This is a genomic window from Salinicola salarius (assembly GCF_003206135.1).
Lineage (GTDB): Bacteria > Pseudomonadota > Gammaproteobacteria > Pseudomonadales > Halomonadaceae > Salinicola > Salinicola salarius.
In genome coordinates this window covers 44,288-58,542 of sequence record NZ_PZJT01000013.1, presented here as the reverse complement: position 1 = coordinate 58,542, position 14,255 = coordinate 44,288, and the positions used below count along the sequence as shown (strand labels likewise).

At 62.7% G+C, this 14,255-nt stretch carries 14 protein-coding genes; 5 read left to right on the top strand and 9 right to left on the bottom strand.

Annotated features, from left to right (window positions below; genetic code table 11):
• The first annotated feature begins 24 nt into the window (after positions 1–24).
• Genes DOM32_RS12915 through DOM32_RS12905 form a run of 3 tightly spaced genes read left to right on the top strand, consistent with a single transcriptional unit; the run spans position 25 to position 882 of the window.
• Positions 25–309 (top strand): FAD assembly factor SdhE, encoded by a 285-nt coding sequence (locus DOM32_RS12915; RefSeq protein ID WP_071232836.1) that lies wholly within the window; start codon positions 25–27, stop codon positions 307–309.
• Positions 269–685 carry a hypothetical protein gene (locus DOM32_RS12910; RefSeq protein WP_167400672.1) on the top strand — a complete coding sequence of 139 codons (417 nt, stop codon included), beginning with the start codon at positions 269–271 and terminating at the stop codon, positions 683–685. Before DOM32_RS12915 ends, DOM32_RS12910 begins: the two co-directional genes overlap by 41 nt.
• An 11-nt stretch (positions 686–696) precedes the next feature.
• Positions 697–882 carry a tautomerase family protein gene (locus DOM32_RS12905; RefSeq protein WP_110635117.1) on the top strand — a complete coding sequence of 62 codons (186 nt, stop codon included), beginning with the start codon at positions 697–699 and terminating at the stop codon, positions 880–882.
• A gap of 150 nt (positions 883–1,032) precedes the next feature.
• Here the strand turns inward: DOM32_RS12905 and DOM32_RS12900 are convergent, their stop codons facing one another.
• The 4 genes from DOM32_RS12900 to DOM32_RS12885 all read right to left on the bottom strand — a co-directional run bounded on the left by DOM32_RS12900 (position 1,033) and on the right by DOM32_RS12885 (position 6,144).
• Positions 1,033–1,269 carry an ElaB/YgaM/YqjD family protein gene (locus DOM32_RS12900; RefSeq protein ID WP_071232833.1) on the bottom strand — a complete coding sequence of 79 codons (237 nt, stop codon included), beginning with the start codon at positions 1,267–1,269 and terminating at the stop codon, positions 1,033–1,035.
• 67 nt (positions 1,270–1,336) lie between these two features.
• The gene (locus tag DOM32_RS12895; RefSeq protein ID WP_139284355.1) at positions 1,337–1,687 is read right to left on the bottom strand and encodes an ElaB/YgaM/YqjD family protein; all 351 of its coding nucleotides are present in this window, start codon (positions 1,685–1,687) and stop codon (positions 1,337–1,339) included.
• Between the two features lie 126 nt (positions 1,688–1,813).
• A complete protein-coding gene (locus DOM32_RS12890; RefSeq protein ID WP_110635114.1) occupies positions 1,814–4,945 on the bottom strand; it encodes an efflux RND transporter permease subunit in 3,132 nt (1,043 codons plus the stop codon).
• Positions 4,945–6,144, bottom strand: a complete 1,200-nt coding sequence (locus DOM32_RS12885; RefSeq protein ID WP_110635111.1) for an efflux RND transporter periplasmic adaptor subunit — start codon at positions 6,142–6,144, stop codon at positions 4,945–4,947. The genes DOM32_RS12890 and DOM32_RS12885 overlap by 1 nt, the downstream gene beginning before the upstream one ends.
• 119 nt (positions 6,145–6,263) lie before the next feature.
• Between DOM32_RS12885 and DOM32_RS12880 the strand changes: the two genes are divergently transcribed.
• Entirely contained in the window at positions 6,264–7,496 is a 1,233-nt protein-coding gene (locus DOM32_RS12880) for a BaiN/RdsA family NAD(P)/FAD-dependent oxidoreductase (protein WP_167400671.1), read from the top strand.
• A gap of 69 nt (positions 7,497–7,565) precedes the next feature.
• Here DOM32_RS12880 and DOM32_RS12875 read toward each other — a convergent pair whose 3' ends face one another.
• Genes DOM32_RS12875 through DOM32_RS12860 form a run of 4 tightly spaced genes read right to left on the bottom strand, consistent with a single transcriptional unit; the run spans position 7,566 to position 9,563 of the window.
• The gene (locus DOM32_RS12875) at positions 7,566–7,865 is read right to left on the bottom strand and encodes a YqjK-like family protein (protein WP_071232829.1); all 300 of its coding nucleotides are present in this window, start codon (positions 7,863–7,865) and stop codon (positions 7,566–7,568) included.
• Positions 7,858–8,238, bottom strand: a complete 381-nt coding sequence (locus DOM32_RS12870; RefSeq protein WP_087717877.1) for a phage holin family protein — start codon at positions 8,236–8,238, stop codon at positions 7,858–7,860. Before DOM32_RS12870 ends, DOM32_RS12875 begins: the two co-directional genes overlap by 8 nt.
• The gene (locus DOM32_RS12865) at positions 8,238–8,579 is read right to left on the bottom strand and encodes an ElaB/YgaM/YqjD family protein (RefSeq protein ID WP_110635108.1); all 342 of its coding nucleotides are present in this window, start codon (positions 8,577–8,579) and stop codon (positions 8,238–8,240) included. Before DOM32_RS12865 ends, DOM32_RS12870 begins: the two co-directional genes overlap by 1 nt.
• Before the next feature lie 60 nt (positions 8,580–8,639).
• Entirely contained in the window at positions 8,640–9,563 is a 924-nt protein-coding gene (locus DOM32_RS12860; RefSeq protein WP_110635105.1) for a phospholipase A, read from the bottom strand.
• A gap of 450 nt (positions 9,564–10,013) precedes the next feature.
• Between DOM32_RS12860 and mscK the strand changes: the two genes are divergently transcribed.
• Positions 10,014–13,469, top strand: coding sequence for a mechanosensitive channel MscK (mscK, locus tag DOM32_RS12855; RefSeq protein WP_244179916.1), 3,456 nt, complete (start codon positions 10,014–10,016; stop codon positions 13,467–13,469).
• A gap of 28 nt (positions 13,470–13,497) precedes the next feature.
• On the opposite strand, the gene DOM32_RS12850 is transcribed toward mscK, so the two are convergent.
• Positions 13,498–14,247, bottom strand: coding sequence for a TlyA family RNA methyltransferase (locus tag DOM32_RS12850; protein ID WP_110635099.1), 750 nt, complete (start codon positions 14,245–14,247; stop codon positions 13,498–13,500).
• Positions 14,248–14,255 lie beyond the last annotated feature (8 nt).

Sequence of the window (14,255 nt, the reverse complement as noted above, 5' to 3'; positions counted from 1 at the left end):
AGTACACGGGATCGAGGATAGTCCATGTCAGACAACGAAGATGTCACGCGTCGACGGCTTTACTGGCATTCCCGACGCGGCATGTGGGAGCTGGACCTGCTTCTGATGCCGTTTCTCGAGGCCTGCTATGACGAACTGCCCCCTGGGGACAAGGAGCTCTATCGTGAGCTGCTGGCCCAGGAGGACCAGGATCTCTTTGTCTGGCTGATGCGTCGCGAATGGCCGCAGGACCCGGAGATGCGTCGCCTCGTCCAGATGATCGTCGAACATGCCGAAACCACTGACCGCAGTCGTCATCAGGCGCTCTAGGCTATCACTGGGTTTTCAACTCCTGCTGGCAGGAGGAGTGGCGCTCTATGCGAGCTGGTGGATCGATTGGCGGGTGGCTGCCATCATCGCGGTGGTGGCCATTGCAGCGGGGTATCGGCACTATCTCGAGACGCCGGAAAGGCTGTACCTGCGCTGTACATACGAACGGGAACGACCGGTCTGGGAAAGCTCGATCGACGCCCGTACCTGGCAAACGAAGACGTGTCGCCTGATTCGGCTGGGTCCGCTTCTCTCCGCTATCGATCTCTCCGGGCGACGAGTGTGGCTCTGGCCTGACAGCAGCGACGTGGATTCGTTACGTCATTTGCGCGAAACCTTGGCCGAACAGGTCGAACGTGCCGATTTCTCATCCTGAAGGTATCTTTCATGCCCATTGTGACGATCCAGCAGTTTCCCCGTAGCGTCGAGCAGAAGCGCGAGCTTGCCGAGCGAATCACCGATGCGTTCGTGCAGGCATACGGACAGGCGCCCGAGTCGGTGCAGATATTTTTTCAGGAAACCGAGCAGGAAGATTGGGCGAGAGGCGGTCGTCTGGGTGTGGATCAAGCCTGAGCCTGAGGATCGCGATCCTGCGACTACCAGGCAGTGCTGTATCGATTACCGAATCAGAAACGGCCCCGTGATGCATGAACTGCATCGCGGGGCCGTTTCATTCAGCCGGCAATCGGCTTCCGATCGCTGTGGGGCCGGCGATGGGAACGCCTAGCGGCGACCGGCCAGGAAGCCGATGGCGAACCCGGCAAGGGCGGCAACACCCATGCTGCTCCAGGCGTTGCGATGAACGTAATCGTCAGTTTCGCGCCACGCCTCTTCTGCGTTTTCTACCAGCTCATGGCTGATATCGTCGGCGCGATGCCGGGCCCGATCGAGGCTCTTGCGGCCGCGGCGCTTGGCATCCCGGTAGTAATGGCGCGTGTCTTCACGGTAATTACGGCTCATGGATCGTCCTTAACCATTCGTCAATGTGTGGATCGGTGCACGTGACCGATCAGGTGGAAAACGGCTGTCAGCGCCGACTCAACAGCAGGGTCATCAGCACGCCGCCCAGCGCGGCGATACCGACACTCTGCCAAGGCTTATGTTGTACGAATTCGTCGCAACTCTCGCAAGTATCGCTGATCTGATCGTTCAGTCGACGACGTGAGCGGCTTGCCCAGCTGTCACGTGTCAGATAAGCCGTGGCGTAGGGTGACGGTTCGTCGATGCTTTCTTCAAGCGGTTCTTCTTCGGATGCCAATGCAGGTTCCTCCCGGATCGGATCATCTCCCAAATGCGGTGCGCGCTCGGCGGCGACTGCCATGTCTTCATCGATTCGGCTAGTCCCGGTGTCCTTGTCGTCACGATGGAACAGGCTCATGTTCATCCCTCCGGTTCGATGGAATAGCCTTCCGACTGGCTCACGCAATGGCACCATTGCAGCAGCATGGTTGCCTTAGTGTAGTTGCAATTCCGTTCCTTGCTAGGCTCGTGTGGTAGCTAAACCTCATCGACTGATTTCTTGGTCTCGTGTCTCGTGGCCGTGTATTTCGCGTTCGAGACGCCGGCTGACGTCGCCGGGTGAACCGGTACGCCGCGCTAGCATGTCGTAGGCCACCGGTACGATGAATAGCGTCAGCAGGGTCGCGGCGGCAACGCCACAGAAGATGACGGTACCAATGACGATGCGCGATTCGGCGCCAGGCCCGAAGGCCAGAATCAGGGGAACGGCGCCGGCCATGGTGGTGACGGTCGTCATCAGGATCGGCCTGAGACGAGTCACGGAAGCCTCGACCAGCGCGTCGGAGAAAGCCTGACCTTCGTCGCGCAACTGGTTGGCGAATTCGACGATCAGAATGCCGTTCTTGGCGGCCAGACCGACCAGCATGACCAGCCCCACTTGACTGTAGATATTGAGGGACTGCCCGCTGGCCCAAAGGCCCAGCAAGGCGCCGCTGATGGCCATCGGTACCGTGAGCATGATGACCAGCGGGTGCACGAAGCTTTCGAACTGGGCAGCCAGCACCAGGAAGACCACGACGATGCCCAGGATGAGCAGGAAGGTCGTCGCACCGCTGGCTTCCTGGTAATCCCGGGAGGGCCCCTTGTAGTCGATGACCGCTTCGCTGGGCAGCTCTTCTTCCGCGATATCCTGCAGGTAGGCCAGCGCGTCGCCGATCGCGACCCCTTCCTGGAGATTGGCCTCGAGCGTGATCGCGCGCATTCGGTTGAAGCGGTTGAGCTCGCTGGCACCGGCAAATTCCGACACCGACACCAGGCTTGCCAGCGGAATCAGCTCGTCACTGACCGCTGAACGTACCTGCACGTTGTCCAGCGAGCTTGGGGCGCGCTGATTGTCACGTTCGCCTTCGAGGATGACGTCGTACTCTTCGCCGCCGTCGACATAGGTGGTGACGTTACGGCCTCCGAACAGTGTCTCCAGGGTATTGCCGATGGTGCTCACGGTAACGCCCAGCGCGGCGGCACGGTTGTAGTCGATCTGGATGCGCAGCTGTGGCTGGGTTTCCTTGTAGTCGCTGTCCACCGCCTCGAGGCCGCTGCTGTCGTCGCTTCGAATGCGGGTCAGCAGCCGATCGCGCCAGTCGGCCAGCTGTTCGTAGGTGCTGCCACCGATGACGAACTGGATCGGCTTCTCGACCCGGCCGCCAAAGCCCTGGCGCATCACCGGCGTGGCAGTGACGCCGGGCAGATCCGACAGCCGGCTGCGGACGTCGGCGAGGATATCCCAGGCCGATCGTCGATCGCCCCAATCATTGAGCGTAACGACGGCCATGCCATCATTGAAGTTCTCGACATTGCCGAAGCCGCGGGGACCGCGAACCGACACCTGATTGATGTCGCCGGCATCGACCAGCGTCATCAGGCGGGCCTCGATCTCGTCGTAGTAATCCTGCATGTAGTGAAAGGTCGCGCCGGGCGGCCCTTCGATCAGCACGAAAAAGGCGCCGCGATCTTCCTGGGGCGTATATTCGTTGGGCAGCTGTTGAAACAGCCAGGCGGTGAGTGCCAGCACCAGGGCGAACAGTCCGACCACGATCCAGCGCCAACGCAGCGCCCATAGCAGTGCCTGTCGGTAGATCGTCTGCGAACGGTCCAGCAGCCAATGCACGCCATGGCTGATACGACTCTCGTGCATGCGCGGGCTGAGCAGTTTCGAGCACAGCATCGGTGCCAGCGACAGCGCCACCAGACAGGAGAGGCCGACCGACGCGGCAAGCGTCAGGGCGAACTCCGAAAACAGGCGGCCGATATCGCCCTGGAGCAGGCTCAACGGGATGAAGACGGTGATCAACACCAGGGTGGTGGCGATGACAGCGAAGCCGATCTGGCGGGTGCCCCGGAAAGCAGCGACCAGAGGCGTCTCGCCGTGGATCACCATGCGCCGGTGAACGTTCTCGATGACCACGATCGCATCATCGACCACGAGCCCGATCGCCAGCACTAGCGCCAGCAGCGTGAGCAAGTTCAGGGTGAACCCGAACAGCGCCAGAAAGATGAAAGTACCGATCAGCGAGATCGGTACCGTTACTGCGGGCACCAGGGTCGTGCGTACGTTGCCGAGAAAGACGAAGATCACCACCACGACCAGCCCCATGGCGATGAATAGCGTCGATACGACCTCATGCAGCGCGCCGGAAACGAACACCGACGAGTCGAAATTGAGCGACAGCTGCATGCCGTCGGGTAGCGTGGGTTGCAGCCGGGCCATCTCCGCCTTGGCACCGTTGGCCACTTCCAGCACGCTGGCGGTCGACTGCTTGATCATGCCGAGGCCCACCATCGGGACCTCGTTGCCTCGGTACAGCGAACGCTCCTCTACCGAACCGACCTCGACGCGCGCCACGTCAGCCAGTCGTACCAGATAACCGTCGTTGCCGCGGGCGACGACCAGATTCTGGAAGTCGGCGGCGGTGGTGAAGCTGCGCGGGATTCTCAGGGTGAACTGTCGATCGCGGGATTCGAGGAAGCCGGCGGGCAGTTCGACGTTCTCGCTCTCCAGCGCATCGGCCACATCGTCGACGGTCAGCTGGCGCGCGGCCAAGGCGTTGCGATCCAGCCAGACGCGCATCGCGTACTCCTTGCCGCCGCTGAGCCGCACCCGGGCCACCCCGTTCTGGGTCGAGAAGCGGTCGACGAGATAGCGGTTGGCGTAGTCGGTCAGCTCCGGGATGGTGTAGCCCTCTCCGGAAAGCGACAGCCAGATGATGACGTCGTCGCTGCTGTCGCTCTTCTCGATTTCCGGCGGCTCGGCCTGGTCGGGCAGGTTGTCGGCCACCGACGAGATCCGGTCGCGAATGTCGTTGGCGGCGCCGTCGATATCACGATCCAGCGAGAACTCGACGTCGATCTCCGATTCGCCGTCGGCACTACTGGATTCGATCGAGACGATACCTTCGATACCGGCAATGCGGTCTTCGAGCAGTTGGGTGATGCGCGTCTCGACGACGTTGGCGGAGGCGCCCGGATAGTTGGTCTCGATGCTGACGATGGGCGGGTCGATGGCCGGATACTCCTGCAGGGGCAGGCGCTCCATGGCCAGCAGGCCGAAGGCGATCAGCAGCAGCGAAACGACGGTCGCGAAGACCGGACGACGGATCGATAGGTCGGAAATCCGCATCAGTTCCTGGCTCGCGATTCGTTGACCTGCGATTCGTTGATCTGCGATTCGGTGGCGCGGCGCTGACGCTCGAGGACTTCTTTGATGTCACCGTCGCTGACGTCCTCGGCGATCAGTTCGACGGGGTCGCCTTCGCGTACCTTGAGGGTGCCATGCGTCACGATACGCTGGCCGCTCTCGAGACCATCGGTGATCTCGACCTCACCCTGGCGGCGTTCGCCGATGGCGACTTCCCGACGCGTGACGCTGGCGGGCTGGCCGGGTTCGATCAACCAGACGGTCTGGCGTTCCCCATCGGGCACCAGCGCGCTCTCCGGGATCGTCAGCGCCTCGCGGGCGGGCTGGTTCAATCGCACTTCCATCAGCATGCCCGGCAGCAGGCGCCCGTCGGGATTGTCCAGATTGGCGCGCACCACCAGGCTTCGGGAGACGGGGTCGATTCGGGTGCCGAGGGTGGCGACCTCGGCACGGAACGTGGCGTCGGGATAGCTCGGTGTCGTGGCGCTGAGCGTGAGCCCAGGATGCAGCACCGAGAGCAGCGTTGCCGGTACGGTGAAATCGAGCTTCATGGTATCGAGCTTGTCCAGCGTGACCAGCTCGGCGCCGGGGGTCACCAGCGCACCGACGCTGACGTCGCGCAGCCCGACGGTGCCTGCGAAGGGCGCGCGTAACCGATGATCGGCAAGCCGGGCGCGAATGGCATCGATTTCCGCTTCGCTCTGCCTGACCAGCGCGGCATTGTCCTCGAGCGTGGCACGTACGCCCAAATTGCGATCCTGAAGCTGTTGGGCGCGGTCGAGGGCGCTCCGGCGCTGATCGAGCAGTGCCTGGGCGGCCCGAAGTTCGGCCTGGGCCTGTTCGTCGTCGAGCTGGACCAGCCACTGACGGGCCTCGACGCTGTCGCCGTCCTCGAAGTTGATGGCACTGACGGTGCCGGTGAGCGTCGAGGAAAGGGTAACGCTCTCGTCCGCCTTCAAGGTGCCCAGAGCTTCGACCGGGTCTTGCCAGATCGAGGTGTCGACGGTGGCGCCGATCACTGCGATTGGTGCATCACTCTGCGTCTGAGCGAATACCGAGCCGGTATGGATCGAGCCGAACAGTAGCGCGGCAGCGGTTGCCAGGCTCGACAGTGTCGACGGTGACGGAAGGCGTCTGCGGAAAAGAGCGGGCGTCGAGCGGGTCACCGATATCATTGTCATAGTGGGCTGATGTCTGCGCTGCGTTACGATGTGTAAATGACGGAAGGATCGATGCGTCGTGAAGTCCTGTTACCCGTTAGTACCTTAACCCCTGCCGAATGAAAAGGGCGTGCCGCAAAATGGCTCTGTTAGAATGCCCGCCCAACCAGCAAGGCAAGGTCGGTGCGGACATGAAAACCTACGACGTCGTCGTTATCGGCGCTGGCGCGGCCGGCTTGATGTGCGCGCTCACGGCGGGCTATCGCGGCCTTCGGGTGCGCGTCGTCGATCATGCCAATAAGGCCGGCAAGAAGATCCTGATGTCGGGTGGCGGACGCTGCAATTTCACCAACCTCGCGACCACGCCGGCGAATTTCTTCTCGGGCAATCCGCACTTTCCGATCTCGGCCCTGAAGCGCTACACGCCACACCATTTCGTCGAGCTTATCGAGCGGCATGGTATCGAGTATGTCGAGAAGGCGCCCGGGCAACTGTTCTGTGCCCATTCGGCCAAGGATGTCGTCGCCATGCTGTTGACCGAGTGCGAGTGGGCGGGCGTGGAGGTTTCTCTTTCCACTGCCGTGAAACACATCGAGCGTCTCGGCGACGGCATGCGGCTGGAGATCGATGGCGCCAGGGTCGAGGCGGGGGCCGTGGTCGTTGCCACTGGCGGCCTGTCGATCCCGACGCTGGGAGCCAGCGGTCTGGGCTACGATCTGGCTCGTCAGTTCGGGCTCGAGGTGACCGAGACGCGAGCGGCACTGGTACCGTTCACCGTGACGTCGCAGTGGAAGACATCGCTGGCGGCGCTAGCCGGCCTTTCCTGCCCGGTGGCGGCCAGATGCGGAGATGGTCAGTACCAGGAGCCGCTGCTCTTTACCCATCGTGGCCTGTCGGGGCCGGCGATGCTTCAGGCGTCGAGTCACTGGCGGCCGGGAATGGCGGTCGAGATCGACTGGCTACCATCGATTCCTGTCGAGGAGACCCTGCGCAAGCTGCGCCAGGAAGCGCCTCGCCGGCATCTGGGAACCTGGCTGGGAGAGGTATTGCCCAAGCGGCTATCGCAGGCCTTGCTCCAGTGGCAGGGATGGAAGGATCGGCCGATGGCCGAGCTCTCCAATGGCGATATTCAGACGATTGCGCAGGGGCTCGGGGCATGGCAGTTCAAGCCGGCAGGCACGGAGGGATGGCGGACGGCGGAAGTCACCATGGGCGGCGTCGATACCGATGCGATTTCTTCGAAGACATTCGCGGTCAATGCGTTGCCTCAACTCTACTTCATTGGCGAGGTGCTGGACGTGACGGGCCAGTTGGGCGGCTTCAACTTCCAGTGGGCCTGGGCGTCCGGCGTCGCCTGTGGTCAGTCGCTCTAGGCTGAACGAAAAAGCGGCCACTAGGTCATAGTGGCCGCTTCTGAGGCCGAAGAGCGAGTATGGCGTCGCTTAGCGATTGCGCCCGCGAGACGCCCGGTAGAGTGCCTTGCCGCGGTTGTACATCAACAGCCCGGTCAGGGCGCGACGAAACAGCCGACCCGTCGAACGTGGCTTGCGCGCGCTGCGCATGGCCACCAGACTGCCGATCGCCATCAGCGGCACCTTCCAGCTCACGATCTTTTCCCAGGCATGGTCGATCGGCGCCGTGGCATCGCGCCATTCACGCATGGCGGACGTCATGTCGAGGCGTTGCTGGAGAATCTCGTCCTCGAGGTCGTCGATCTGCTGCTGCCGAGTCCGTTCAGTCATGGGAAGGCCCCAGTGCCTCTCGATCGCGTTCGAGATGATGCAAGGTCGCGGCCATCAACTTACGTTGTTTGGCCACTCGCTTGGCCGAGAGAATCAGCGCGCCCGCGATGACGAAAAGCACCGCCGAGCAGATCCCGATGGCCTGCAAGCGGTTATCCTCCCAGTACACCACCACGACCAGCAGAAGCAGCATGCCGATGGCGAAGGAGAGCATGATCAGGCCGGCGCCCGCCAGCAGCAGCAGGGTCAACATTCGGTCGCGTTCGGCTTCCCATTCGACAACGGCGAGACGCAGGCGCGTCTCGCCACTGGCGATGAGGTTGGCGATCAGCCGCCGAGCGGCGGTGATGACGTTTTCAGCCGGACCCGCCATCAACGACGCCCCAGCAGCAGCCCCAGAACGACACCAGCGGCGGCGCCGATGCCGATGCTCGTCCAGGGATTCTCGTGCACGTACTGATCGGTGGCGTCCATCTGGCCCTTGGCGCTGGCATAAAGCTTCTCGCCACGGGCTTCGAGACGTCCGCGCGTCTCCTGCAGGCGCTGCTGGGCGCGTTCACGCATTTCGGAGATGTTGCTGCGCGAGTCGTCCGCCGTGGCATGGATCAGCTCTTCGACGGTCTGCGACAGGTTGCGCAGATCTTCCTTGAGTTGCTCGGTAGAAGCTTCGCGTTCGCGCTCGGGGCCGTTGCCGCCGATGGATTGCATGGTCATGGTCGTCTTCCTTTGACAGTCAATTAACGTGGATCAGCATAGACAGGCTATCTGCAGGGATCAACGAGTGCCAGGGATGCCGGCCAAAAAGGTATTGATGCTGAAGCCGAGGCCGAAACGCTGCACGTCATGGTCGTAGTCGATCAAGCTTTCGCCGTAGCCCTGATAGTACTGCAGGAAGCCGCGAACCTTGCCGAACAGCGGAAAGGAGTAGTCGAGCTGACCGCCATAGTGGGCCTTGCCGGGGTTGCCGCGAACCATCAACGAAACTTCCTGGTCGCCGAAGGCGCGGACCACGGTCAGGTCACCATAGCCGATATAGTTTTCCAGATCGGGGTTGTCGTCATCCTCGTCGTTTTCAGGAATGCGCCAGTGAGGGGCGACACTGAACGCCCAGTTGCCACGCTGAAATATCGATTCGGCATAGATTCGATTCCAGCTGCGTGACAGCGGATCCGAACGACCATTGGACTGATGCGCGAAGCCGACCCGGTTGATGGTGTTGGTCCAGCCCAGCACTGTCCATCGGTTATCGAAGCTCACGAAACCCTCGGGTTCGTAATTGGTCTCGCGAAAGGGGGCCGATGCCTCGGAGTTGTAGGCTTGCCACCAGCTGCGCTGGGTATAGGCGAAATAGAGGTCGCCGTTGTCTCCGAACATGTCGTCGAGCAGCTTGATCTTGAAGCTCAACTGGAACTTGATTTCCGAATTGTCGACCTCGCCCTCGGAGGTGATCTGACGGAAATCGGCCTCGTCCGGGTTGGTGTTGTAAGTCCACGGCAGGAAGTAGTTGCGGCGATAGGTCGTGATCGCGAGCGGGTTCTCGGCGGTTTCCGCTTCGAGGTTACGGCGCACTTCCGCCTGCTCGTTCGCTTGTTGAACCGGGTCGCCATCGCTTTCCGGTGCCTGCGCAGTCGCCAACGGAGTGACCAGCACCCCCGCTAGTAGAAGACTGGTATGGCGCAGCGAACGAATGGGCGTCATAAGACTGTCCTGTCAAGATAATCCAGTGGATAGAAGCGCGATCAGGTCGATGACGATCAGGCTTCGTGTAGTCGAGTAGTGACGATTTCTAGCATGTCGCCGGCCTAAGTCAAACTCGGCAGGCACGCTTAACGGACGCCTCGGAATCCGCTCGTCCTGGCGTTAAACTCCGACTTCGATACGAATCGTACCGCGCGAGAGCGACGGTGGCCGCATGAACGGAGTTGGCGAGGAGAGGGCATGTCGGATTATCCGGCCGGGAGCGAGTATGTCAGTCAACCAGAGCCTCTTGCTCGGAGATCGTTAAACCCCACGAGGGCCAACGCTCTGATAATGACCGCCCGAGCGCCTGCGCCTGCTGTCTCTGTCGTCAAAGCCGTTTCGGTCGTCAAAGCCGTTTCGGTCGTCAAAGCCGTTTCGATCGTCAAAGCCGTTTCGATCGTAAAAAAAGTGGCTCAGCGTATCACGTTCCTCGCGCTGGCATTGTGCATACTGATGACAAGCGCTGTCGCCCTGGCGCAACAGCAGGAAAGCCTGCCGACGCGCGACACGCTCGCTGCCGAACAGCAGAAGCTCGAGCAGATCGAGGCGCCTGATGAACAGCAGCAGGCGGCGCTGGAGGATCTGCGAGTCGCGGTGCAGACGCTGGATTCGCTGGAAGCACTGCGCAAGGAGCTGAAGACGCTCGAGAGCTCGGCGCAGCAGGCACCCCGGCGAATTCGCGAACTCGAGCGCCAGCTTTCCGCACTGAGCGATAGCGAGGCCCCGGCAGCCGATACCCTCGATGGGCTCACGGTGGAAACGTTGAGCCAGAGAACGTCCGATGCCCTGGATCGGCTCGAAACCTTGCAAGGTCAATTGGCGTCGGTCAACGCGCGGCTGATCAGCGCGGAGACGCGGCCGGAACGAGCGCAATCTGCCATCGCCAAGGCGATGGCAGATGCCGAACAGGCACGAACACAGCTTCAGACGCCTGATAGTGACGAAACCCAGACCTTCGATCCGGCCCAGGCACGCTACCGACTGGAACTCGCGCTGGCCGAGCTGCAAGCCGAGTATCATCGCCGGGAACTGGCCAACAACACGCAGCTTCGCGAGCTCGATGCCCAGCGCCGCGACTTGCTCCAGCGCCAGGTTGCCATCGAAGAAGCCCGCCTGAATGCATTGCGGGCGGCGCTCGACCGGCAGCGGCGTGCCGAATCGGAGAAAGCCGTCGCCGATATCGGCGAGGAAGATCGGGCAGCGATCGCCGCGCACCCGGTGCTGCGTGATATCCAGGCGACCAATCGCGAGCTCAGCGACCAACTGCTCGAGGTCACCGACCGCACCAACGACCTGATCCGGCGGGCCATCGATACTCGCTCGCAGCTCGATCGTGTGCGCCAGATCAAGCGCACGCTCAACGAACAGATCGACGCCATCCGCGGCAGCCCGCTGCTGTCGCGCATCCTCAACGAGCAGCGCCGAGCCCTTCCGGACGTCGACGAATTGGGCGGCCTGCAGGAGGAGATCGCCGAAACGCGGCTGAGCCAGTTCGATCTGGCCGAGCAGCGCGATGCCCTTCGTCAACCGAGGGCGTTGGCCGAGAAGAGTCTGGCCGATACCGACATCGATGTGACGCCAGCGTTGATTGATTCGCTGGTGAAGCTATTCCAGTCGCGGAGTGACATTCTCGAACAGCTCGATCGTGAATACGGCAATTTGTTGACGGTGGCGATCGATCTGCAGCTCAATCAGGAGCAACTGGCCGAGCTCACCACGTCGCTTCGTGGCGTCATCGAGGAGCAGCTGTTCTGGGTCGCCAGTTCGCGCCCGCTGACATTGAGCTGGTGGCAGGATGCGCCCGGTCTTCTCGCCATCCAGGTGGGCGGAGACGCCTGGCCAGAGGCGCTGGCGAGTTTCTGGCAGGTGCCGGATATCCATGCGCTGGCGGTCGTGCCGGTGCTGATTCTGGCCGCCGTGCTGCTGATGTCGAGGCGTCGAATCAAGGTCCGGCTGCTCAATCTTCATGAGCAGATCGGCCGTCTCAAGCGCGACACCCAGATGCATACCCCGCGCGCGATTCTCTACAACGCGTTGCTGGCCGCCCATGGCCCGATGCTGCTGGCCGTGATCGGCGGGCTGCTGAGACTGGGCAGCGATGCGTTCGCCGAGCGTGTGGGTGAGTCGCTGTTGCAGCTCGCCCTGGCATGGGGCGTCATTGGCTGGACTCGTCGACTGCTGGTGTCGGACGGGGTGGCGACGCGCCATTTCCACTGGTCGGCCGGCTACGTGGCCCGGCTGCGCCGTCTGTTGTTCTGGCTGGGAATTTCGCTCATTCCCGTCATTCTCATCAGTGTCACCTCGCCCGGCAGTCAGGCCGAGCTATCCAGTCGGCCGCTGTTCCTGCTGTTGCTGCTGGCCGGCCTGCTGGCGATGAGCGTCATCCTGGTGCGGCTGATCCTCGCGCATGTGCCCTATTTCGGTCTCAAGCTGTTCCGATTGCTGTTGGGGCTGGCATTGGCGCTGGTGCCGCTGGTGCTGGCCGGGCTGGTCGCACTGGGCTACGAGTACGCGGCGCTGCGGTTGATCGGTCGGTTCATCAATTCGCTCTATCTCTTCGGATTGTGGATCCTGGTCGAGGCCACGGTGGTCCGCGGACTGGCGGTGGCACAGCGCCGCCTGGCCTATCGCCGGGCGGTGGCACGTCGGCGGGCCCAGATCCAGGAAGGGGCCGAGGGCGGGCTCGAGGTGGTCGAGGAGCCGCCGCTGGACATGGAGCAGGTCAACCAGCAGTCGCTGCGACTCTCCAAGCTGATCCTGTTCATCGGTTTTACCTTCGCCTTCTACCTGATCTGGTCGGATCTGCTCGAGGTCTTCTCCTATCTCGATCATGTCAGCGTGTGGGAAATCGAGCGGGGGCAGGGCGAGGCGATGACTTTGGATCCGATCACGGTGGCGGATGTCATCGTGGCGCTGGTCATGGTGGCGCTGACCATGATGCTGGCGCGCAACCTGCCCGGCCTGCTGGAGGTCATGGTCCTGTCGCGCCTGACGCTCAAACAGGGCAGTGCCTACGCGATCTCCTCGCTGCTCTCCTACACCATCATCGGCACCGGCGTGGTGGTCTCGCTCGGCACGCTCGGGGTCTCCTGGGACAAACTGCAATGGCTGGTGGCGGCGCTGGGCGTGGGGCTGGGCTTCGGCCTGCAGGAGATCTTCGCCAATTTCATCTCGGGCCTGATCATTCTGTTCGAGCGCCCGATGCGAATCGGCGACACCATCACGCTCGGCCAGCTCCACGGTTCGGTCAGCCGTATCCGCATCCGGGCGACCACGGTGACCGATTTCGACCGCAAGGAGATCATCATTCCCAACAAGACCTTCGTCACCGATCAACTGATCAACTGGTCGCTATCGGACAACGTGACTCGAGTGGTACTGACCTACGGTGTGGCCCACGGCTCGGATCTCGACGAGGTGCACCGGCTGATGCGGCAGGCCGCGGACGAGAACCGCCGGGTATTGCGGGATCCCGAGCCGCAGGTGTTCTGTCTCAGCTACGGGCCGACATCGTTCAACTTCGAGCTGCGGATCTTCGTCAACGATCTGCTGGATCGGCTCTACGCCAGTGACGAGATCAACCGCCGGCTGGATCAGTTGTTCAAGGAACATGGCATTCGCGTGGCTTTCAACCAGATGGACGTCTGGCTGCATGGCGACAACGGCCAGGTGGCGAAGGTCCAGAGCGCCAGCGGAAACGAGGCGGCGCTGGGTTCGGAGCCTGATTCGACCCCCCGGCCGCCAGCGGCACCCCGGAGTTCACGCCAGTCTCGCAGTGGTGACGATGGTCACCTGGGCGATGGAGAAGTCGGTGGCGCCGGACACGGTGGTGGCGGCGATGGAGGAGGGGACGGCGGCCGTTGATCGCACCGCCTCGGAAATAGCGCGCCGTTCAACGGCGCAGTGCGTGGAGCAGAAACTCGCGGTTGCCGTCGCCACCCTGGATCGGGCTTTCCTGCCAATGGTCGATTGCCAGGCCGTGGGAATCGCAGGCCCGGTGCAGCGTGTCGGCGACCGCCGCGTAGAGGCTGGCATCGCGGACGATACCCCGCGAGTCGACCTTGCCGGGGCCGACCTCGAACTGCGGCTTGACCAGCGAGTAGAGCTCGCCACCCGGGCGCAGGACGCGGGCAACCTCCGGCAATATCAGCGTCTGCGAGATGAACGAGACGTCCATCACCACGGCGTCGATGCCGTCGGGCGCCAGGGCCTCCAACTGCGTCGTCGGCAACTGGCGGGCGTTGGTGCCTTCCAGGCAGATGACGCTGTCGTCGTCACGCAGGGAGGCATCGAGTTGATCGTGTCCCACCTCGATGCCGATGACCTTTGTCGCGCCGTAGCGTAACGCGCAGTCGGTGAAACCGCCGGTGGACTGGCCAATGTCGAGCACGGTGAGGCCGTCGAGGCGCCGGTCCAGCGTCTCCAGCAGCGCTTCCAGCTTGAGGCCGGCTCGCGAGACGTAGCGCTCTTCCGGCGCTTCGGCGATACGCAGTGCCGTTGTCTCCGGGAGTTTCTCGCCGGGCTTGGTCGCGACCTGCCATTTCCCCCCGGCGTTGATGCTGACGAAGCCTTGGCGAATCAGGCGTTGCGCCCGGGTGCGCGAACGCACGTGAGCGGTGACGAGTTGATCGAGTCGTTTCATGGCGTGCT